Raw genomic sequence first — 20,092 nt, forward strand, 5'->3', positions numbered from 1 at the left:
GAGAGCGGGTGAGCCCGCTGAGTTCTCGGGGAGGCGGGTGAGCTAGCGTGATCAGGCATCTATCCATCGATTCGGCTTGGAGCTTTCTCCGACAATGACTGAACAGATCCCCAGCGGTGCTGGTGCCTCGTACGCGGCGGCCGGCGTCGACATCGAAGCCGGCGACCGTGCAGTCGAGCTGTTCGCTCCCCTGGCCAAGAAGGCCAGCCGCCCCGAGGTACAGGGCGGACTCGGCGGCTTCGCAGGACTGTTCGCACTGAAGGGCGGCTACAAGGAGCCCCTGCTCGCCGCCTCCACCGACGGCGTCGGCACCAAGATCGCGGTCGCCCAGGCCCTCGACAAGCACGACACCGTCGGCCTCGACCTGGTCGCCATGGTCGTCGACGACCTCGTGGTCTGCGGCGCCGAACCGCTGTTCCTGCAGGACTACATCGCCGTCGGCAAGGTGGTCCCGGAACGCGTCGCGCAGATCGTCTCCGGCATCGCCGAAGGCTGCGTCATCGCCGGCTGCGCCCTGCTGGGCGGCGAGACCGCCGAACACCCCGGCCTCATGGGCGTCGACGACTACGACCTGTCGGCCACCGGCGTCGGCGTGGTCGAGGCCGATGCCGTGCTCGGCCCGGACCGCGTCCGCCCGGGCGACGTGGTGATCGGCATGGGCGCCTCCGGCCTGCACTCCAACGGCTACTCGCTGGCCCGCAAGGTGCTGCTCGACATCGACCGCATGTCCCTCACCGGGCACGTGGAGGAATTCGGCCGCACCCTCGGCGAGGAACTCCTCGAGCCGACCAAGATCTACGCCAAGGACTGCCTGGCCCTGATCGCCGAGACCGACGTGCGCACCTTCTGCCACGTGACCGGCGGCGGCCTGGCCGCCAACCTGGCCCGCGTGCTCCCCGCCGGCCTCGTCGCCGAGCTGGATCGCGGCACCTGGAATCCGGCCCCGGTCTTCAAGATGATCGCCCAGCGCGGCCGCGTCGAGCGCGCCGAGATGGAGAAGACCTTCAACATGGGCGTCGGCATGGTCGCCGTCGTCGCCCCCGAGGACGCCGACCGCGCCCTCGCAGTCCTCACCGCCCGCCACATCAACTGCTGGACCCTCGGCACGGTGAAGAAGGCCAAGGACGCCGACGCCGCCCGCGCGGTGCTCGTTGGAGACCACCCGCGCTTCTGAACGTCAACAACGAAGGGCCCCAGCCACTCTGGAGAGTGGCTGGGGCCCTTCGCTATGTCCGGCAGCGGTTTCGCCGTGAGCTGGAGACCTATCGTCTCTCAACGCGACGACTGATTTCGTGCCGACGTGGGTAACTCATCGGGTACGTCCAAAATCGGATTGGCACCCAACCGGCGGCACGCATGCGGGACTGACTGCGGCTCCCCAGCCGTGCGCCGAAGGCGCGGGGAGGCGGGGGAGACGTGCTAAAGGGGGAAGCCCGTCGGCCTCCCCCTGCAGTACGTCGAAAATCCGAGTCAGCGACGCCAGTCGTCGTAGCTGTCTTCTTCTTCCCAGCTCGACCGCGATTCGCTCGCGTCATGCTCTTCGGAAAGCACACCACTCCGCTGTGTGTCGGAGGCACTCCCCGACAGCTCGCGCTGAAGGCTCGTGAAGTCGGTCGACGGCGAGCTGTACTTGAGCTCCCGTGCAACCTTGGTCTGCTTTGCCTTAGCCCGGCCACGGCCCATGGCTGACCCCCTCGCGTCACTGCGGGGCGGCCTGGGGTGGGTTTGGCGGCCCCGTTCGAATTAATACTCTTCCTGACGAACACTTTAGCGTGTGTCCGGCGGTCGCGCTTCCAGGAGTGGGGGATAAAGGTCCCGGGGCCGGGCCCAGCGATCTCCGGGCCCGTGCGAAAAGGTTGCCGACCGGGGGCTAGAGCGCCCCGGGAATCGCTCGGATGATGCCCACCCGGGCTCCGCCGCCGAGCACCGCGGGGGCTGCCAGCTCAGCGTGCTCGTCGGTCCACGGAACACCCATACGCTGGAGAATGGCCAGCGTCAGGGGAAGTCGCGCGCGATCGGCGCCGTCATCGATCTTGTAGGCGAAGGCCGAACCGTCCGGCAGCGCGCCGGCGTGCACCCCGTCCGCGCCGATCTTGCACACCAGACCGGGTGTCGCGGTCATCACCCGGAAATCGGGGCCTTCCGTGCCGGAAATCACTCGCGGATGCGCGCGAATCGCGTCCGCGACGCGGCGTTCCGGGCTATCGGCGGGCGCGGTGGCGAATACCGCGTAGGCGCGCGCCAGATTCACCAGTGACACCGGCACGATCGGCAGGCCGCAGCCGTCGATGCCCAGATCGGTCTCGGGCTCGCCGGTCACGTCGGCGATCGTCGCCAGCACGGCCTGCTGCAGCGGATGCCCGATTTCCAGATAGCCGCGGGTGGGCCAGTCGTTGATCTTGCAGGTGGCGAGCATGGCGGCGTGCTTGCCGGAGCAGTTCATGTAGACGCGGCGGGCTGCCTTCGCCCGGTCGCGGCCGGCCAGCGCCTGCGCCCGGGCCTGCTCCTCGAAGGGCAGATCGGGCGGGCACTCGAGGTCGTCCTCGCCGAAGCCGAAGCGGTCCAGCAGCCGCTGCACCAGCTCGACGTGATCGGCCTCGCCGAAGTGCGAGGCGGTGGCGATGGCCAGCTCGGCCGCGTCCACCGGGTCGAAGCCGTTGCGCAGCAGGGCCAGTGCCTGCAACGGCTTGTTGGTGGAGCGCGGGAAGATCGGGCCGTGCACCGCACCCACCTCGACCAGCGGTTCGCCGTCGGGGCGCAGCACCACCGCCGAGCCGCGGTGCACGCACTCCCGGAACCCGGACCGCACCACCTCGACCAGATCGACGCTCATGCGGGGCTCCCCTCGGAAGTAGGTCTCATCGGCCGGTGACCCCGGCGTGACGGCGGCGGTGCCGGTCGATCTGCATCCGAACGTCGTCGGAGATGGTGGGTTCGGCCTCGGCCAGCAGATCCAGGCGGGCCGGGTCGGCGCCGGTGAACAGGTCGCGGACGGTGACGCCGTGCTCGGGCACGTGCACCACCCGCACCTCGTCGCCCGCGCCGATCGTGCCCTCGGTGAGCACGCGCAGATAAGCGCCCGTATTCGCTTGTGCGGTGAAGCGTTTCACCCACTGCGGTTCGCCGGTGCGCCACTGGAAGGTGGCGCACGGGACGCGCGGGGCGGACACCTCGAGCAGGGTGTCGCCGGCGGTCCAGCGTTCGCCGATGACCGCGTCGCTGACGGGCAGGCCGGTCAGGCGCAGGTTCTCACCGAACCAGCCCGCGCGGAGATCCCGGCCGAGCTCGGTCGCCCAGCGCCGCGCGTCCTCCTCGGCGTAGGCGTAGACGGCCTGGTGCGGGCCGCCGTGATGCTTGGTGTCGCACACGTGGTCGCCGTCCAGGCCCAGCGGCCGGACCGGAACCCGGTGCGGCACAGGACGTTTGTCGATGGCGGTGCGGCCCACCTTGGAGGACCGGGCGGGTACCTCGAGTTCGGCGTGCACGACGCAGACGGCCAGCACCCGGCCGGCCGGAGCGGCGGCGTTCACCGGCCGCGCAGCTTCTCGACCGCGAGCCGGCCGGCCTGCGGCTCGTCGTGGGCGGGTATCGAATCCGGGTCGATGGCCGCCGCGCACGGGCCCGCCACCAGGGCGGTGTCGGCCGGGATGGCGCGTTTGACCAGGGCGAGCGCGATCGGGCCGAGTTCGAAGTGGTCGATCACGGTGCCCAGGACGCCGACCGCCCGGCCGCCCGCGGTCACCGGCTCGCCGGGCTCGGGGCGGGAATCCGCGGACCCGTCCAGGTGCAGCAGCACCAGGTGCCGGGGCGGCTTGCCCAGATTGTGCACCCGGGCGACCGTCTCCTGACCGCGGTAGCAGCCCTTGTTCAGGTGCACCGCACCGTGTTCGGCGGGGCCGCCGATCCAGTTCACCTCGTGCGGGATGGTGCGGTCGTCGGTGTCGATGCCCAGGCGCGGGCGCAACGCGGCCACCCGCAGCGCCTCGAACGCCCACAGGCCGGCGGCCGTCGCGCCCGCGTCGCGCAGTCGCGTCCACCAGGCGGCGAGCTCGGCGCGCGGGACGATCAGGTCGAAGGAGTCGGCGGTCGGCCAGGGCATGCGGCGCAGGAAGCCGCCGCCGGGCAGCGGCACCGCGCGATAGGTCTCGGGAAGGGCTGTGACGCCGAGGGTTTCGACAAGTCCGGCCGCACCGGGGCCCAGCAGGCTCAGCACCGCATGGTCGTTCGCTTCGACCGGTTTGGCGTCGGCCCAGAACACCATCTTCTGCAGGAAACTCAGCAGTTCGGGGCCGCGCGCGCCCTCGGTGTCGATCCACACCGTGCCGTCCAGATCGGTGAGCACGAAGTGGTTCAGCACCCGGCCGTTCAGATCCAGGTCGAGGTTCTCCGCGGACTCGCCGTCGCCCAGATCGGCGACCGCCTGACTGGAGATGGTGTGCAGCCAGCTCAGCCGTTCCTTGCCGGTGATCGACAGCACGAATCGGTGGGAGCGATCCACCACCGCGACCTCTTGTACCGCCGCGCGCTGCTCGCCGAAGGGATCGCCGTAATGCCACGCGACAGCGGCATCCGGTGACTCCGGCAGCCCCGCGACAGCCCCTGGAACCTGCAGAATCGGACTGGGTGCAACCGAGGAGGACACCACTCCACATTAACCCGCCTCCCCGGGCCTTCAGCGCACGGCCGGGAGCCGCAGCAGGTTTCGCACGCGTGCCGGCGGTTGGCAGCCGGACCAATTTCGGACGTACCCGGGGAGTTACCCACGTCGTCGCGAAATCAGTTCTCACCTTGGCATACGAGCCCCGGCGGCGGCGTGCCGCGCCGGTGAACGACAGGCCGGTTGACGAGGCCGGAGGCGCGGTAAGCCACACCGTATCGCGGCATCTGTCATAGGGTCGATCGCATGGTGGAACGGGTCCTGGTGACACTCGACGGCGCGATCCGGGATCCGGACGCGCCGTTGTTGTATGCGGACGACATCGGTGTGCTGCGGGGTGACGGCATCTTCGAGACGGTGCTGGTACGCGGGGGCGTGGCGTGTGCGCTGGAATTGCATCTGGCGCGGCTACGGCGCTCGGCGGAGGCGCTCGAGTTGCCGGCGCCGGACCTGGAGGCGTGGCGGTTCGCGGTGGAGCTGGCCGCCGAGGAGTGGGGGAGCGAGCGCGAGGGGACGCTGCGCATGGTGCTCACCCGGGGACGTGACAGCGACCACGGCGCCGGTGACGAACGCATGGCGAACAAGGGCGGGGACCTGGCCGGCGCCCAACCGGCAACCACCGGTTACGTTCTCGTGGTCCCGGTCCCCGAGCGCGTGAAAAAGGCGCGCACCGAGGGTGTTTCGGTGATCACGCTCTCGAGGGGCATCTCCGTCGATCTGGCGCAGAACGCGCCGTGGCTGCTGCTCGGCGCGAAAACCCTGTCCTATGCCACCAATATGTCCGCGCTGCGCTTCGCCCAGCGGATGGGCGCCGACGATGTGATCTTCACCAGCACCGAGCACCGGGTGCTGGAAGGCCCGCGCTCGACGGTCGTGGTGCAGCGCGACAACAAGCTCATCACCCCGCCCGCGAAGAACGGCGTGCTGCCCGGCACCACCCAGCGCGCGCTGTTCGCGCAGGCGGAGAAGGCGGGCTGGGAGTGCCTGTACGAGCCGCTGTTCACCGCCGATCTGATCACCGCCGACGCGATCTGGCTGCTGTCCTCGGTGACGCTGATCGCCCGGGTCAACTCGCTGGACGGGCTGCGCATGTCGGCGCCGGAGAACGCGGACGAGATCGTCGAGATGGTGAATCGCGGCATCGCGTTGCCCGGGAGCCTCGCCGACTGGTGATCGGCCCCGGTTTCCCTGACGGTCACCAGGTTCCGGCGGTGACCGGTGGGATTTGTCGCGGTGTGTCCATCACATTCCGGCAAATATCTGGCACGCTGTGGTGGGGCATACGTTGATCTGAGCTCCCATGGGCGTAGTGTCTGTTACTACGTCATGTCGTAGATCGGCAGGGAGGTCGGATGAGCGTCGTAGATCTGGCGCGCTGGCAGTTCGGAATTACCACCGTCTATCACTTCATCCTGGTGCCACTCACCATCGGCCTCGCACCGCTCGTCGCGGGCATGCAGACCGCCTGGGTGATCACCGGTAAGGAGCACTGGCTCAGGCTCACAAAGTTTTTCGGCAAGCTGTTCCTGATCAACTTCGCCCTCGGCGTCGCCACCGGCATCGTGCAGGAATTCCAGTTCGGCATGGGCTGGAGCGAATACTCCCGCTTCGTCGGCGACGTGTTCGGCGCCCCGCTGGCCATGGAGGCGCTGGTCGCCTTCTTCATGGAATCGACCTTCCTGGGCCTGTGGATCTTCGGCTGGACCCGGCTGCCGCAGAAGCTGCACCTGGCCTGCATCTGGCTGGTCGCCATCGGCACCAACGCGTCGGCGTACTTCATCATCGCGGCGAACTCGTTCATGCAGCACCCGGTCGGCGCGACGTTCAACCCCGCGACCGGTCGCGCCGAGTTGCACAGCATCTGGTCGGTGCTGACCAACAACACCACCCTCGCCGCCTTCCCGCACGTGCTCGCCGGATCCTTCCTCACCGCAGGCACTTTCGTGGCCGGCGTCGCCGGCTGGTGGATGGTGCGCAACGCGCGCAAGGCCAAGGCCGAGGGCAGTGAGGCGCCGCTCGAGGACGCCCGCAGCATGTGGCGGCCCAGCGCGCGGCTGGGCCTGTACGTGATCCTGGTCGCCTCGGTGGCGCTCATCTTCACCGGTGACATCCAGGGCAAGCTCATGTTCAAGCAGCAGCCCATGAAGATGGCCTCCGCGGAATCGTTGTGCCACACCCAGACCGACCCCGACTTCTCGGTGCTGACCGTCGGCACCCACAACAACTGCGACAGCGTCGACCACCTCATCGAGGTGCCCTACGTGCTGCCGTGGCTGGCCACCGGCGACTTCACCGGCGTCACCCTCAAAGGCGTCAAGGACCTGCAGGTCGAGTACAACCAGAAGTACGGCATCGGCGACTACCGGCCGAACCTGTTCGTCACCTACTGGTCCTTCCGCGCCATGATCGGCTTCATGGCGGGCCCGATCCTGTTGGCGCTGGCCGGTTTCTGGGTCACCCGCCGCGGCCGGATACCGGATCAGGCCTGGTTCAAGTGGCTGTCGCTGCTCGCCATCGCCACCCCGTATCTCGGCAATATCTCCGGCTGGGTGTTCACCGAGATGGGCCGCCAGCCCTGGGTCGTCGCCCCCAATCCGACCGGTGATCAGCACATCCGGATGACGGTGCAGCAGGGCGTCTCCGGGGTCACGGCGGGCACGGTGCTCACCTCGCTGATCGTGTTCACCGTGCTCTATGGACTGCTGGCCATCGGATGGTTCTATCTGATGCGCCGGTACGTGGTCGCCGGACCCGAGAAGCCGTCCACCGAGTCGGGCGCCCCGAAGATGACCGGGGAGTCCGTCGAGAAGCTTTCCTTCGCCTACTAGGAGCCGAGGATGAGTCTCCCAGAATTCTGGTTTCTCCTGATCGCGGTGCTGTTCACCGGCTACTTCGTGCTGGAGGGCTTCGACTTCGGCGTCGGCATGCTGATGCCCATCATCGGGCGTGGCGACGAGCAGAAGAAGCGGGCCGTGCTCAACACCATCGGCCCGGTGTGGGACGGCAACGAGGTGTGGCTGCTCACCGGCGGCGGCGCCATGTTCGCAGCCTTCCCGGAGTGGTACGCCAGCCTGTTCTCCGGGTTCTACCTGGCGCTGCTGCTCATCCTGGTCGGGCTGATCGCGCGGGCCTGCGCCATCGAATGGCGCGGCAAGATCAACGATCCGCGCTGGCGCACCTGGTGCGACATCGGCATCGCGCTCGGGTCCTGGATCCCGGCGCTGGCCTGGGGTCTGGCCTTCGCGAACATCGTGCACGGCGTGAAGCTCAACGAGCGCCGGCACATCGAGGGCACGCTGCTCGATCTGCTGAACCCGTACGGCCTGCTCGGCGGGCTGACCACGCTGCTGCTGTTCCTGCTGCACGGCGCGATGTTCATCGGCCTGAAGACCGGCAACGAGGTGCGCGACGATGCCCAGCGCATCATCCGGCTGCTCTTCGTGCCCACCGTGGTCGTGGTGGTGGCCTTCGGCCTCTGGACCCAGCTCGCCCACGGCAAGGGCTGGACCTGGATTCCGTTGGTGCTGGCCGTGATCGGCCTGGTGCTGGCGGGCCTCGCGGCCACCCAGGACCGGGACGGCTGGGGCTTCGCCGGTACCGCGCTCACCATCGCGTCGGCGACGGTGCTGCTGTTCGGGTCGCTGTTCCCGCATGTGCTGCCGTCCACCATCAATGACGCGTTCAGCCTCACCGTCGACGGCCGCGGCGGCACCGTGGCCGCGTCGTCGACCCACTACACGCTGGTGGTGATGAGCTGGGTCGCGGTGGCCATGGTCCCGATCGTGCTGATGTACCAGGCCTGGACGTACTGGGTGTTCCGCAAGCGGCTCACCGCCGAGCAGATCCCGGAATCGATCGGGCTGCCCATGGAATCCGCGCGGACCTGAACGGCGCGGGCGCGCCGGCCGTGACATCGACGAGCCCGGCGCGCCCGTTCGCAGAGGAGATCGACCATGGCACGACCGGTGGACCCGCGACTGTGGCGGCACGCCCGCTCCGCCCGCGGATATCTCGGAGTGAGTGTGGGGCTGTCGCTGGTCACCACCGCGTGCATCGTCGTCGCGGCGCTCGCGCTGGCGCGGGTACTCGCCGGCGTCATCACCGAGCCGGACCAGCGCCGGATCGGTGCCTGGACAGCCGAACTGGTGGTCTTCGCGGCCGCCGTCGGATGCCGGGCAGCCGCCACCTGGTGGCAGTCCCGGCTCGCGCACCGGGCCGGGGCGCAGGTGGTCGCCGAACTCGAGACCGCCGCCCTGGCGGCCGGAGCCCAGCTCCCGCCCCGCGAATTGGAAAGCCGCCGTACCGAACTCGCGGTCGTGGTGGGCTCCGGATTGAGCGGACTGCGCGCCTACCTCGCGGGCTACCTGCCCGCCCTGCTGCTGGCCGCGCTCGTGCCGCCGGTGGTGCTGGCCGTGATCGCCGTCCACGACTGGGTCTCCGGGCTGATCATCTTCGTCACGCTACCGCTGATCCCGATCTTCATGATCCTCATCGGCCTGCTCACCCAGGGGAAATCCGCCGGCACCCTGGCCGCCACGACCCGGCTGTCGGATCAGCTCCTCGACCTGTTCGCGGGCATGCCGACCCTCCGCGCGCTCGGCCGCGAGACGGGACGCGGCGGTGGGGGAGCGGCTGATTCGCCGCATAGCATGGCGGGCCGGGTGCGCGAACTCGGCGACGTCCTGCACCGCCGGACCATGTCGGCACTGCGCCTGGCGTTCCTGTCCTCCATGGTCCTGGAGATGCTCGCCACCCTGTGCGTGGCCCTGGTCGCGGTGTCCATCGGCATGCGCCTGGTCTTCGGCCACATGGGGCTGCACGCGGGCCTGCTGGCCCTCATCCTCGCCCCCGAGGTCTACCTCCCGCTGCGCGCCGTCGGCGAGCGCTTCCACGCCGCCCAGGACGGAATGGCCGCCGCCGACAAGGCTTTCGCCGTCCTCGACCCCGAGACCGACCGGGCCGCCGAGCCCGCACCGCGCCAGGTTCGAGCGGACCACCGAAACCTGCACGGCCACCTCGACATCCGCGATCTCACGGTGCGGGCACGCGACGGATACGCACCCGACCATTTGAGCGCCACCCTCGACCCCGGGACGGTCACCGTGCTCACCGGTCCCAACGGCTGCGGCAAATCGACCGCCCTGCAAGCCATTCTGGGCCTGCTCACCCCCGACTCCGGCACCGTGCTGGTGGACGGCGTCCCCGTCCCCGACCTGGACCCCGACCTCTGGTGGTCGCAGATCGCGTGGCTGCCCCAGCGTCCCGTCCTCGTCCCCGGCACGCTCCGCGCCAACCTCGAACTCCTGGGCCCGCCGTCCGGTCCGGACCAGGTCGAGGCCGCCTGCGCCGCAACCGGTTTCGACGCGGTCCTCGACACCCTCCCGGACCGGTGGGACACCGTGCTCGGCAGCGGCGGTATCGGCTTGTCCCTCGGTCAGCGCCAGCGCCTGGCCCTCACCAGGACTCTGGCCGCCCCGCGTTCGATCCTGCTCCTGGACGAGCCCACCGCCCACCTCGACGATGCCTCCGAGGCGACGGTTCTCGCGGCCCTGGTCGCCCGCGCTCGGGCCGGAGCCACGGTCATCGTGGTCGCCCACCGCCCCTCCGTCCTGGCCGTCGCCGACCACGTCGTCGACGTCCGGTCGACCGGCAGCCCGGCGGATGAGGCTCCAGGCGCATCGAATCCGGTTCTCGCCGAGCCGGAAATGGAGGTGTCGTCGCGATGAAAGCGGTACTGGCCGATTTCCGGCGGACTCGGGAACTGCTCGAGCTGTCGCGGGCGCGGATGGCGGTGTCGGTGGGGTGGGGTGTGCTCGCCCTCGGCAGCGGGCTCGGGCTGGCCGCCCTGGCGGCGTGGCTGATCGCGCGGGCCTGGCAGATGCCGCCCGTGCTGGATCTGAGCATCGCCGTGGTGACCGTTCGGGCGCTGGGCATTTCGCGCGGGCTGTGCCGGTATCTGGAGCGACTGGCCACGCACGATGTGGCGCTGCGATCCATGAGCACGGCGCGGACCACCACCTATCGGACGCTGGCGGGGGCGGATATCTGGCGGTTGCGGCGCACCGGTGGCAGCGACCCGGCCGATGGCGAAGGGCGGGACGGGGATCCGACCGCGCTGCGCCGGGGCGAGCTGCTCGGGCGGGTGATGAGCGATATCGACGATCTCGGGGCGGTCGTGGTGCGCGCCTTCGTGCCGATCGCGGTGGCGCTGATCCTGTCGCTGCTCGCGGTCGGGCTGCTGGCGAGCATCTCGGTGCCCGCGGCCGTGATTCTGGCCGTGGCGCTGGCGGTTTCGGGGATCGTCGCGCCGTGGCTGTCCGCGCGGGCCGCCCGGGAAGCCGAGCTGGCGGTGCGAGCTGATCGCACCGAGTTCACCGCGGAGGCGCTCACCGTGCTCGACCACGCATCCGAATTGCGGGTGGCGGGCAGGCTTTCCGAGGCGGTCGCCACGGCCACCGCGGCGGGGCGGCGGGCGGTCGCGGCCGAGGATCGCGCGGCATCGCGCAGCGCTTGGGCCGCGGCAGTCCTGCCGCTGTCCATCGGGGCCGGTGTGCTGGGCGCGCTGCTCATCGGAATCGTGCTGTACGGCAGCGGTACTCCCATCCCCACCGCGGGCTTCCAGACCGTCCCGCCGGGCGGCATCACGCCGATGGCGTTCACCGTGCTGGTCCTGGTGCCCCTGTCCGCGTTCGAGGCCGTGGCGGTGCTCCCGGCCGCCGCGCAGGCCCTCACCACGGGCCGGGCCGCCCTACGCCGCCTCGATCGTCTCGAGCACGGCGAATCCGTGGCGTCAGCACCGAATCTCCCCGCGCTGCCGCCGGGCCGCCGCATCGCCGTGGTCGGCCCGAGCGGCGCGGGCAAGACCACACTGCTCATGTCGTGGGCGGGGCTCTTCGAGACGCCGCGCCCGGGCGTCACCTTCTTCGCCGAGGACGCGCACCTGTTCGGCACCACCGTGCTGGAGAACCTGCGCGTGGCCCGCGGCGACATCACCGCGCCCGAGGCCGAATCCGCCCTGCGCGCAGTCGGAGCCGGCGACTGGCTCGACTCCCTGCCCGACGGCGTCGAAACGGATCTGGTCGGCGGCGCGGCCGCGGTCTCGGGCGGTCAGCGCCGACGCCTCCTGCTGGCCCGCGCCCTGCTCTCCCCGGCCCGCGTGCTGCTGCTCGACGAACCCACCGAGCATCTGGAAGCCGAAGCCGGCGCCGAGCTGCTGCGCCGCCTGCTGGACGTATCGAGCGGCCTGGTGGAACGCGACCGCACCGTGGTCGTCGTCACCCATCAGCTGCCGCCGGACGCCAAGGCGGACACCATCGTTCGCGTCGAGCCGGGCGGAACCGTCGACGTCGATCGATTTATTCCCACGGCGACGGCCTGAACTGCGATTTCGCAATCCGAGAAAATACGTTGCCGCCTCTGTCCCGGCCGACTAATTTCGTCGGTACACAGGAAGGAGGTGGTTCGAGAATGATTTCTAGGACGCGTGAGGTGGCTGCCAGCTAGGCGCTACCGCTGCAATCGGATTCCGATCGCGCGAGCCCTCGCGAATCCAAGGCAGTCACCCGGCCCCCGAGTTACGGTCCGTCCGACCGGATCCACGTGAAAGTTGCATCCGTGGATACAACTCGGGGGCCGTACCTGTTTCGTACCAAGCCGACCGGCTGAGGTGCGCACAGTTTCGCGACTCGGCAACTGATCGTGAGGACCGGGGCAACTCGTGGGGTAGCCCGAAATCGGTTCGGTACTCAACGCAGGCACGGAAACCCGACGGCTCCCGGCCGTCCGCTGAAGTCTCGGGGAGGCTGGCTAGCCGATGTACCGCTGCAACCGTGCCGAGAGCCGCGGCTCCAGGGCGCCGTCCGCCGCGATGCGCTCCTCGACGTAGCCCAGATCGCCGCCCTCGACAATGCCGTAGAGCCGCTTCGCGCCGCCGACCACGATGCCGGACTGGCTGCGGATCACCACGTCGGTGGCCAGCTCCCACGAGGACTGGGTGAGCGCCTGGCCGTAGAACAGCTCGACGATGCCGGTGGAGTGGGTGAGCAGCAGCTCCAGCACCTCGTCGTCACCGTCGATGCCGACCCGCCAGAAACCGCTCTCACGCAGATCGGGGCCCGCGTACTCGCCCTGGGCGTCGAGCTTCCAGGAGCGCGCCTCCCAGGTCAGGTAGTCGCCGCCGTCGTGCGAGACGATGATCTGCTGACCGAAGCGATAGTCGCCGGTCTCGAAGTCATTGCCCTCGCCCTCGCCGCGCCACACGCCGACCAGCGGCAGCAGCGCGAGCATGGAGGAACTCAGATCCGGGCCCAGCCGCAGGTTCGCGGTATCGATGGGCAACGGCAGATCGGGGAACGTCGGAACGTTCAGCGACCCGGTCGACTTGGCGCGCTCGGCCGCCTCCGCGACCGCCTGGTCGCCGCTGCGCCGCGCGGCGGCGGCATCAGCGGGCTTCGCGCCCTCGCCGTGGCCAACGCCCGGCGTCGACGACGAACCGTTGGCCACTCCGTTTTCGATGTTCTCGTGGGCCGGATCTGTCACGACTCGGTGAACAGCCGGTAGAGGACGTACAGACCGAACCAGGCGATCAGCACGGAGACGAGAACCAGCAGAATCTCGAAGGTAAGCACCACGTGTCGGAGTCTAATCGCACCGGCCAGGTCAGGTGAAAACGACCCCGGGAAAATCCGCCGCACATCCCGGAACGCCCTGCGGTGAGGACGAGAACGGCCCCGGGATCATGAATCCCGGGGCCGTTCTTGGTGTTTCGTCTAGTTCGACACCGTGTCCTACTTGGCGACGGTGACGTCCACGTTGTGGATGCCGGCGCCCTCCGGCGACACCTCGACGGTGCCGTTGCCGGACGCGGACAGCGCGCGGAGGGTCCACGTGCCCGGCGCCGCGAAGAAGCGGAAGTCGCCGGTGCCCGAGGCCACGACCTCGGCGGTGAAGTCGCCGTTGCCGTCCAGCAGGCGGACGAACGCGCCACCGACGGTCTGGCCGTCAGCGGTCAGGACGCGGCCGGTGATGACCGTCTCCTTCTCGACGTCGACATTGGCGGGCAGGGCCTGGCCCTGGGTAGGTGCTGCACACATAGGTAATTACGCTCCCAACTCGATCGGTGCACCGACGAGGGACCCGTACTCGGTCCAGGACCCGTCGTAGTTCTTGACGTTCTGGTGGCCCAGCAGCTCCTGCAGCACGAACCAGGTGTGCGAGGAACGCTCACCGATGCGGCAGTAGGCGATGGTCAGCTTGTCGCCGTCCAGCCCGGCCTCCTTGTAGATCTCCGCCAGCTCGGCGTCGCTCTTGAAGGTGCCGTCCTCGTTCGCGGCCTTGGACCACGGCACGTTGATGGCGGTCGGGATGTGGCCGGGACGCTGCGACTGCTCCTGCGGCAGGTGCGCGGGAGCCAGGATCTTGCCCGAGAATTCGTCGGGGGAACGCACGTCGACCAGGTTCTTGGTGCCGATGGCGTCGATGACCTCGTCGCGGAAGGCGCGGATGGACAGGTCCTGCGCGGACGCCTTGTACTCGGTGGCGGCGCGGTCCTTGACCTCCTTGGTCAGCTCACGGCCGTCCAGCTCCCACTTCTTGCGGCCGCCGTCGAGCAGCTTCACGTCCTGGTGGCCGTACAGCTTGAAGTACCAGTAGGCGTAGGCCGCGAACCAGTTGTTGTTGCCGCCGTACAGCACCACGGTGTCGTCGTTGGCGATGCCGCGCTCGGACAGCAGCGCCGAGAACTGCTCCTGGTTCACGAAGTCGCGGCGGACCTGGTCCTGCAGGTCCTTCTTCCAGTCGAGACGCACGGCGCCCTCGATGTGCCCCAGCTCGTAGGCCGAGGTGTCCTCGTCGACCTCGACCAGGACGACGCCCGGGGTGTTCAGGTTCTCTTCGACCCAGTCTGCGGAGACCAGGACATCGGAGCGAGCCATGTTTTTCCTTTCGATGCGGTGCCGGTTCGGCGTTGCGTTCGTGTGGTTGAGGGATAGGAGACGGTCGGGGGGCTATACGGAGGTCTTCACCGAGCCGGTCGAGGTCGGCGCGGTACTGCCCGAGGACGTGCGGAACCGCGCGACCAGCGGATAGATCTGGCAGCCCAGGCAGATTCCGAAGGCCGCGTTGAGGAAGGCCGCGAACAGCGCGAAACCGGTGAAGATCGCGCCCAGCACGGTGCTGCCGGCCGCGAAGCCCGCCACACCCAGCACCGCGAAGACCAGGCCGACCAGCTGCGCGAACCGCAGCGGCGCAACGGGTTCCAGCTCGGTGGGCGCGCCGATGCGCGGAGCGACCGCCGCCGCGTAGAGACGGCCGTAGGGGCTGCGGCGCGGACCCAGGGCCGCGCCCAGGCCGAACACGACGGCCTGCAGCGCCAGCAGCGCGGTGGCGGCGGGCACGGAGACGGCGGCGAGGATCAATACGAGGGCGAGCACCGCGGTGGTGATCCAGGCGGCGAAGCGGGGGCCGCGGACATCCACCTGACCGGCGGGCGAGGTATTCGGAAGCGGGTTCGACATGGGAGTACTCCTGCGCAGAAGGTGTATTGGCCAGATCGCCGGAGGATCGAAGTGATCTCTCGACAGCGGGACAAATCCGGTCGGCGACAGGGGAATACGAAAGGCCGACCGGCTAGCGGCACAGGCAGCAACAACCACCGAGCCGGCACAGGTCCACTGTGCGGCGTCGGGTGAGCATCAGCTCGAGGTTGGATTGCACGAGAGGGAGTTTACCCAATTTTCGGGGGAAATTGGACCCGGGGTCCGTAATGCTGATCACTCGGCGGAGCCGGAGACCGTTAAAGGCGTCAATGACGTGCGCAGATCCGCCGCCTTCGGAACGCCTGAGATCCGGAAGCGTTCCAATCCTCGAGAATCCAAACCGAAACTGGTGGGCAGCGAGAGCACGTTCAGCTCGCGCGCCAGCTCCGGATACGCGTCGATGTCGACCTCGAGGTCCAGCGGCGGCAGCTCGGCCGACGCCAGCTCGCCGACCACCGACGCCACCACCCGGCGCACCGCCGCACACGGACCGCACCAGTCGGCCGAGAAGTGCAGCAGGGTGGGCCGTCCCGGAAGCACGCCGGCCGCGGCCAGCAGCGCGGCCCGATTCGATTCGGGCTCCGGCGGATTCGCCGCGGCGCTGGTCCGCACGCGACCCTCGTTGCGGCGCACCAGGATTCCCACGCCGGACGCCAGGACCAGCATGACCACGAGGATGTAGACGGCGATCACGGCTTCTGCAACCGATCCAGATCGACGGTCGCGTTGCGGCCGTCGCCCTCCACCACGATCTGCCCGCCACTGGCCTCGACCCGGGTCGGGGCGATGCCGAACGGCATGTTCCGGGTGTCGATGGTGTGGGTGAAACGGGCCAGGATGATGGGCCGGTCCTGTTCGGAGATGACGATCCGCTCCTGGTCGGGCAGTACCGAATCGGTGTCGGACTGCAGATCGCGGCCGGAGATGGCGGTGGCGGTGATCCGGATCTGGTCACCGTCCAGTCGGAGATCGGCCAGCACGTGCACCTTCTTCTTTGTGATCTTCTCGCCGTTGTCGCCGCGGGTATCGGTGACTGCCGACAGGTCGGCGTCCGTGCCGATCGGGACGGTGCCCTCGAGAATGATGGTGCCGCCGTTGGTCTTTCCGGTGCTGCCGGTACCGCCGGAGGCGTCGGACTTGTCGGTGGGCGGGCCGAAGACCTGCAGATCCGGAATCTTGAACAGCCGGCCCAGTTCGGTCGGCTCGATGCGCATGCGAGCCTGCACCTCGTCCACCGGGACCTGGCCCACCTTACCGTCGATGAGATTGGGCATCGACAGGTGCACGCCCTTCAGGTTGGCCTCGACCGTGATCCGGCCGGGAATGTCCGGGCGCATGGCGCGGGCGCGGATGTCGATGTTTCCGTACTGTCCGTCCAGTGCCTGGGCGACGAACGGGTGCCGCAGCGACTCGTGGATGGTGATCTCCGGATCGGCGCTCAGATCGGAGGCGGTCCGCAGGAGTCGCGAAACCCGGTACTCCGAATACGCCGCCACCCCGAAATCGAGTAGGACGGCCAGCCCTGCCAGGCAGAGCAGTCCGATGAGCAGCCTCCGGAAACGCATAGCTGCACCCTAGTAGGGAGGTATGCGGTTGCCACCCGTCGACGTCCGGCTCGGGCAGGTCGCGGTGCGGTGAACGGTGGGTGAGTGGTGCGGTGATGGGAGGCGAATCGGAACCGAACCGGACCAAACGGTTGCGCCGGTCGGCCGGAATACGAGGGTGTCGGCCGGGACACGCTAATGTAGGCAGCGATTACCTGTGATGACCTGCATGAGGTAGTGGCGGACAGTGCGGTAGCCACACACATGCCAAATGGGATGGAGGGCCCTCATGGAGCTGCTCCTGCTGACCTCCGACCCCAACCCCGAGTCGGTGTTGCCGTCGCTGGCGTTGCTGCCGCACCACGTGCGCCCCGCGCCGACCGAGGTGGCATCCCTGCTCGAGGCGGGTTCCGCCGATGTGGCACTGGTCGATGCCCGCACCGATCTGGCCGCCGCCCGCGGACTGTGCCGGTTGCTCGGTAGCACCGGATCGTCGGTGCCGGTGGTGGCCGTGCTGACCGAGGGCGGCCTGGTCGCGGTGAACGCCGACTGGGGATTGGACGACATCCTGCTGCCCGGCACCGGGCCCGCCGAACTCGACGCCCGGCTGCGGCTGCTGGTGGCCCGCAACGGCGGCGTCGCCAGCCCCGAGAACACCGGCAAGATCACCCTCGGTGAGCTGGTGATCGACGAGGGCACCTACACGGCCCGGCTACGCGGCCGTCCGCTCGACCTCACCTACAAGGAGTTCGAACTCCTCAAATATCTCGCGCAGCACGCCGGCCGGGTGTTCACCCGCGCCCAGCTGCTGCAGGAGGTCTGGGGCTACGACTTCTTCGGCGGCACCCGCACCGTGGACGTGCACGTGCGGCGCCTGCGCGCCAAGCTGGGCAGCGAGTACGAGTCGCTGATCGGCACGGTCCGCAATGTCGGCTACAAGGCGGTGCGCCCGGCGCGCACGGCCGGGAAGGGCGACGCCGTCACCTTCCCCGACTCCGACGGCACCGACGACTCCGAATTGACGACGGCGAACGGCGCGCTCTGATGACCTCCTGGACCGACCGGCTGCCCGACGAGACCGCCGCGCAGGTGCGGGCGGTCCTGGAGCGGGCCACCGTCGCCGACGGGGTGGCGCCGGTCTCGGAACAGGCGGTGCTTTCGCTCGGAAATGATTCGCCCGCACGACATCTGGTGGACATCCGCGACGGCGCGGTCGCCGGGTACGCGAATCTCGTTCCGGCCCACGGCGAGCACCCCGCCATGGCTGAGGTGGCGGTCGATCCAGCGGTCCGTGGGCACGGTATCGGCGCTGGTCTGGTGGCCGCCGCGCTGGCCGCGGGCGGGTCGGGCGCGCGGGTCTGGGCGCACGGTGACCTGCCGCCCGCTCGGGCTGTCGCGGCTCGGTTGGGCTTGTCCGTTTCACGCGAATTGTGGCAAATGAGAAGGGAATTGGCTAATCCTGAGTTACCGGAATTGGCGGTTCCCGAGGGGCTCGAACTTCGCACCTACGCGGGGCCGTCCGACGATCCCGAACTGCTCCGCGTCAACAACGCGGCCTTCTCCTGGCATCCCGAACAGGGCGGCTGGACCGAGCGTGACATCGCCGCCCGCCGCGGCGAACCCTGGTTCGATCCCAAGGGCCTGTTCATCGCCGTCGATCCGGCGCGGCCGGAACGCATCCTCGGATTCCACTGGACCAAGGTGCATTCCGACGATATCCCGGCGATCGGCGAGGTCTACGTGGTCGGCATCGACCCCGGCGCCCAGGGGCGCGGCCTCGGCCGGCTGCTGACCCTGGCGGGTCTGCACTACCTGAGAGACCGTGGTCTCGGCGCGGTGCTGCTCTACACCGAGGGGGACAACACCGCGGCCGTGCACACCTACACCCGCCTCGGATTCACCCGATTCCACGTCGACGTGGCGTACTCGAGCGCGTCCTGAAATCCCTCGGGCAACGGTGCGGTTAATGTCACATCCTGTGCGCCGCAATCGGGGTGGGGTGTTCATCTCCCGTTCACCTGCCCTGGTCCAACTGTCAACCACGCGCCCTTACGTTGCAAGTGGGCCGCAGACCGCTGCCCGGTGCGCTAGTTCGCAGCGAACAGCCGCCAGATCGCGCCCGTCCGACCGTTGAGGGGTTGGACGTGCAATCGTGATTCCCGGAGGAATAGGTGAATCTCAAGCGCAGCAGCGCCCTGCTCGGTGTGTTGGCCGCGGCCGGTGCTCTGACCCTGTCCGCATGTGGCAGTGACAACAACAGCACCACCACCGGCGCCGCCAAGATCGACGTCGCCTGTGGTGGCAAGTCGTCGCTGAAGTCCAGCGGTTCGACCGCCCAGAAGAACGCGATGGACCGCTTCGTCGCCGCCTACCAGGCGAACTGCTCGGGCGCCAAGCTCGACTACACCGGCTCGGGCTCCGGCGCCGGTGTGAACGAATTCATCGGCAACCAGACCGATTTCGCCGGTTCCGACTCGCCGCTGAACGCCGAGAAGGGTGAGACCGACAAGGCCGCCGCCCGCTGCGGCAGCCCGGCCTGGAACCTGCCGGCCGTGTTCGGCCCGATCGCCGTGGCCTACAACATCCCCGGCATGGACGACCTGGTCCTGGACCCGCCGACCCTCGCCAAGATCTTCTCCGGTGACATCACCACCTGGAACGACCCGGCGATCAAGGCCCTGAACACCAACAAGGCCGACAAGCTGCCGTCGGACAAGATCGGCGTGATCTTCCGCTCCGACGAGTCGGGCACCACCGACAACTTCCAGAAGTACCTGACCGCCGCCGGTGGCTACACCAAGGGCGCGGGCAAGTCCTTCAACGGTGGCGTCGGTGAGGGCGCCAAGGGTTCGGACGGCACCTCGGGCGCGGTCGCGAACACCAAGTTCACCATCACCTACACCGAGTGGTCCTTCGCCAAGGCGCAGAAGCTGTCCACCGTGCGCGTGCTGACCACCGCCACCTCCAACGACCCGAAGCCGGTCGAGCTGACCGCCGAGTCCGCGGGCAAGGCCGTCGACGCCGCCAAGGTCGCGGGTCAGGGCAACGACCTGGTGCTGGACAACAGCTCGATCTACAAGCCCACCGCCGCGGGCGCGTACCCGATCATGCTGGCCACCTACGAGATCGTCTGCTCGAAGTACAGCGACGCCGACACCTCCAAGGCTGTCAAGGCGTTCCTGACCTCGGCGGTCGGCAATGGCCAGACCGGTCTCGCCGACGCCGGCTACGTGCCGCTGCCGGACGCGTTCAAGACCAAGCTGACGACCGCGATCAACGCTATTCAGTGATCGCCTGATCGAAAAACCACGATGACCGTGCACGACGAAGCTGCCCCCTCGGGTCTGTCCGTTTCG

At 68.9% G+C, this 20,092-nt stretch carries 19 protein-coding genes; 9 read left to right on the top strand and 10 right to left on the bottom strand.

What is annotated here, in order from left to right:
- Positions 1 to 94 precede the first annotated feature (94 nt).
- On the top strand, positions 95 to 1,174 hold the full coding sequence (gene purM, locus ON33_RS03380) for a phosphoribosylformylglycinamidine cyclo-ligase (RefSeq protein ID WP_040854852.1): 1,080 nt from the start codon (positions 95 to 97) through the stop codon (positions 1,172 to 1,174).
- 296 nt (positions 1,175 to 1,470) lie between these two features.
- On the opposite strand, the gene ON33_RS39285 is transcribed toward purM, so the two are convergent.
- The 4 genes from ON33_RS39285 to ygfZ form a co-directional block, all read right to left on the bottom strand.
- Positions 1,471 to 1,683 carry a DUF3073 domain-containing protein gene (locus ON33_RS39285; protein ID WP_083868555.1) on the bottom strand — a complete coding sequence of 71 codons (213 nt, stop codon included), beginning with the start codon at positions 1,681 to 1,683 and terminating at the stop codon, positions 1,471 to 1,473.
- Between the two features lie 187 nt (positions 1,684 to 1,870).
- Positions 1,871 to 2,833 (bottom strand): asparaginase, encoded by a 963-nt coding sequence (locus ON33_RS03385; RefSeq protein WP_040854855.1) that lies wholly within the window; start codon positions 2,831 to 2,833, stop codon positions 1,871 to 1,873.
- 25 nt (positions 2,834 to 2,858) lie between these two features.
- Positions 2,859 to 3,530, bottom strand: a complete 672-nt coding sequence (locus ON33_RS03390; RefSeq protein WP_040854857.1) for an MOSC domain-containing protein — start codon at positions 3,528 to 3,530, stop codon at positions 2,859 to 2,861.
- On the bottom strand, positions 3,527 to 4,642 hold the full coding sequence (ygfZ, locus tag ON33_RS03395) for a CAF17-like 4Fe-4S cluster assembly/insertion protein YgfZ (RefSeq protein ID WP_040854953.1): 1,116 nt from the start codon (positions 4,640 to 4,642) through the stop codon (positions 3,527 to 3,529). The genes ON33_RS03390 and ygfZ overlap by 4 nt, the downstream gene beginning before the upstream one ends.
- A gap of 261 nt (positions 4,643 to 4,903) precedes the next feature.
- Between ygfZ and ON33_RS03400 the strand changes: the two genes are divergently transcribed.
- The 5 genes from ON33_RS03400 (at position 4,904) to ON33_RS03420 (ending at position 12,035) form a co-directional block, all read left to right on the top strand.
- A complete protein-coding gene (locus ON33_RS03400; protein WP_040854860.1) occupies positions 4,904 to 5,830 on the top strand; it encodes an aminodeoxychorismate lyase in 927 nt (308 codons plus the stop codon).
- A gap of 179 nt (positions 5,831 to 6,009) precedes the next feature.
- The gene (locus tag ON33_RS03405; RefSeq protein WP_040854862.1) at positions 6,010 to 7,485 is read left to right on the top strand and encodes a cytochrome ubiquinol oxidase subunit I; all 1,476 of its coding nucleotides are present in this window, start codon (positions 6,010 to 6,012) and stop codon (positions 7,483 to 7,485) included.
- A 9-nt stretch (positions 7,486 to 7,494) separates the two neighbouring features.
- Positions 7,495 to 8,544: a cytochrome d ubiquinol oxidase subunit II gene (gene cydB, locus ON33_RS03410; protein WP_040854864.1), complete on the top strand. Its 1,050-nt coding sequence runs from the start codon at positions 7,495 to 7,497 to the stop codon at positions 8,542 to 8,544.
- Between the two features lie 66 nt (positions 8,545 to 8,610).
- Positions 8,611 to 10,383 carry a thiol reductant ABC exporter subunit CydD gene (cydD, locus tag ON33_RS03415; protein ID WP_051151592.1) on the top strand — a complete coding sequence of 591 codons (1,773 nt, stop codon included), beginning with the start codon at positions 8,611 to 8,613 and terminating at the stop codon, positions 10,381 to 10,383.
- Positions 10,380 to 12,035, top strand: coding sequence for an ATP-binding cassette domain-containing protein (locus ON33_RS03420; protein WP_040854867.1), 1,656 nt, complete (start codon positions 10,380 to 10,382; stop codon positions 12,033 to 12,035). Before cydD ends, ON33_RS03420 begins: the two co-directional genes overlap by 4 nt.
- A 428-nt stretch (positions 12,036 to 12,463) precedes the next feature.
- Here the strand turns inward: ON33_RS03420 and ON33_RS03425 are convergent, their stop codons facing one another.
- From ON33_RS03425 to ON33_RS03455, 6 genes are all read right to left on the bottom strand, one after another.
- Positions 12,464 to 13,159 carry a heme-binding beta-barrel domain-containing protein gene (locus ON33_RS03425; RefSeq protein ID WP_040854957.1) on the bottom strand — a complete coding sequence of 232 codons (696 nt, stop codon included), beginning with the start codon at positions 13,157 to 13,159 and terminating at the stop codon, positions 12,464 to 12,466.
- Between the two features lie 284 nt (positions 13,160 to 13,443).
- Positions 13,444 to 13,749 (bottom strand): DUF1416 domain-containing protein, encoded by a 306-nt coding sequence (locus ON33_RS03435; protein WP_040854871.1) that lies wholly within the window; start codon positions 13,747 to 13,749, stop codon positions 13,444 to 13,446.
- A 6-nt stretch (positions 13,750 to 13,755) separates the two neighbouring features.
- A complete protein-coding gene (locus ON33_RS03440) occupies positions 13,756 to 14,589 on the bottom strand; it encodes a sulfurtransferase (RefSeq protein ID WP_040854873.1) in 834 nt (277 codons plus the stop codon).
- A 72-nt stretch (positions 14,590 to 14,661) separates the two neighbouring features.
- Entirely contained in the window at positions 14,662 to 15,171 is a 510-nt protein-coding gene (locus ON33_RS03445) for a DUF4395 domain-containing protein (protein ID WP_051151593.1), read from the bottom strand.
- A gap of 255 nt (positions 15,172 to 15,426) precedes the next feature.
- Positions 15,427 to 15,885, bottom strand: a complete 459-nt coding sequence (locus tag ON33_RS03450; RefSeq protein ID WP_040854876.1) for a thioredoxin family protein — start codon at positions 15,883 to 15,885, stop codon at positions 15,427 to 15,429.
- Positions 15,882 to 16,757 carry an LmeA family phospholipid-binding protein gene (locus ON33_RS03455; protein WP_040854879.1) on the bottom strand — a complete coding sequence of 292 codons (876 nt, stop codon included), beginning with the start codon at positions 16,755 to 16,757 and terminating at the stop codon, positions 15,882 to 15,884. Before ON33_RS03455 ends, ON33_RS03450 begins: the two co-directional genes overlap by 4 nt.
- A gap of 268 nt (positions 16,758 to 17,025) precedes the next feature.
- On the opposite strand from ON33_RS03455, the gene ON33_RS03460 reads away from it, so the two are divergent.
- The 3 genes from ON33_RS03460 to pstS all read left to right on the top strand — a co-directional run bounded on the left by ON33_RS03460 (position 17,026) and on the right by pstS (position 20,026).
- Complete coding sequence (locus ON33_RS03460) at positions 17,026 to 17,781, top strand: winged helix-turn-helix transcriptional regulator (protein WP_040854884.1); 756 nt, start codon at positions 17,026 to 17,028, stop codon at positions 17,779 to 17,781.
- Entirely contained in the window at positions 17,781 to 18,677 is an 897-nt protein-coding gene (gene mshD / locus ON33_RS03465) for a mycothiol synthase (protein ID WP_040854887.1), read from the top strand. Before ON33_RS03460 ends, mshD begins: the two co-directional genes overlap by 1 nt.
- Positions 18,678 to 18,907: 230 nt before the next feature.
- Positions 18,908 to 20,026, top strand: a complete 1,119-nt coding sequence (gene pstS / locus ON33_RS03470) for a phosphate ABC transporter substrate-binding protein PstS (protein ID WP_040854890.1) — start codon at positions 18,908 to 18,910, stop codon at positions 20,024 to 20,026.
- The last annotated feature ends 66 nt before the right edge of the window (positions 20,027 to 20,092 follow it).

The organism is Nocardia niigatensis NBRC 100131, assembly GCF_000308655.1.
Classification (GTDB): Bacteria; Actinomycetota; Actinomycetes; order Mycobacteriales; family Mycobacteriaceae; genus Nocardia; species Nocardia niigatensis.

Excerpts from the sequence above, each read along its gene's own strand:
- purM (WP_040854852.1), top strand. The coding sequence starts at position 95 with ATGACTGAACAGATCCCCAGCGGTGCTGGTGCCTCGTACGCGGCGGCC.
- ON33_RS39285 (WP_083868555.1), bottom strand. The coding sequence starts at position 1,683 with ATGGGCCGTGGCCGGGCTAAGGCAAAGCAGACCAAGGTTGCACGGGAG.
- ON33_RS03385 (WP_040854855.1), bottom strand. The coding sequence starts at position 2,833 with ATGAGCGTCGATCTGGTCGAGGTGGTGCGGTCCGGGTTCCGGGAGTGC.
- ON33_RS03400 (WP_040854860.1), top strand. The coding sequence starts at position 4,904 with ATGGTGGAACGGGTCCTGGTGACACTCGACGGCGCGATCCGGGATCCG.
- ON33_RS03405 (WP_040854862.1), top strand. The coding sequence starts at position 6,010 with ATGAGCGTCGTAGATCTGGCGCGCTGGCAGTTCGGAATTACCACCGTC.
- cydB (WP_040854864.1), top strand. The coding sequence starts at position 7,495 with ATGAGTCTCCCAGAATTCTGGTTTCTCCTGATCGCGGTGCTGTTCACC.
- cydD (WP_051151592.1), top strand. The coding sequence starts at position 8,611 with ATGGCACGACCGGTGGACCCGCGACTGTGGCGGCACGCCCGCTCCGCC.
- ON33_RS03420 (WP_040854867.1), top strand. The coding sequence starts at position 10,380 with ATGAAAGCGGTACTGGCCGATTTCCGGCGGACTCGGGAACTGCTCGAG.
- ON33_RS03435 (WP_040854871.1), bottom strand. The coding sequence starts at position 13,749 with ATGTGTGCAGCACCTACCCAGGGCCAGGCCCTGCCCGCCAATGTCGAC.
- ON33_RS03440 (WP_040854873.1), bottom strand. The coding sequence starts at position 14,589 with ATGGCTCGCTCCGATGTCCTGGTCTCCGCAGACTGGGTCGAAGAGAAC.
- ON33_RS03445 (WP_051151593.1), bottom strand. The coding sequence starts at position 15,171 with ATGTCGAACCCGCTTCCGAATACCTCGCCCGCCGGTCAGGTGGATGTC.
- ON33_RS03455 (WP_040854879.1), bottom strand. The coding sequence starts at position 16,757 with ATGCGTTTCCGGAGGCTGCTCATCGGACTGCTCTGCCTGGCAGGGCTG.
- ON33_RS03460 (WP_040854884.1), top strand. The coding sequence starts at position 17,026 with ATGGAGCTGCTCCTGCTGACCTCCGACCCCAACCCCGAGTCGGTGTTG.
- mshD (WP_040854887.1), top strand. The coding sequence starts at position 17,781 with ATGACCTCCTGGACCGACCGGCTGCCCGACGAGACCGCCGCGCAGGTG.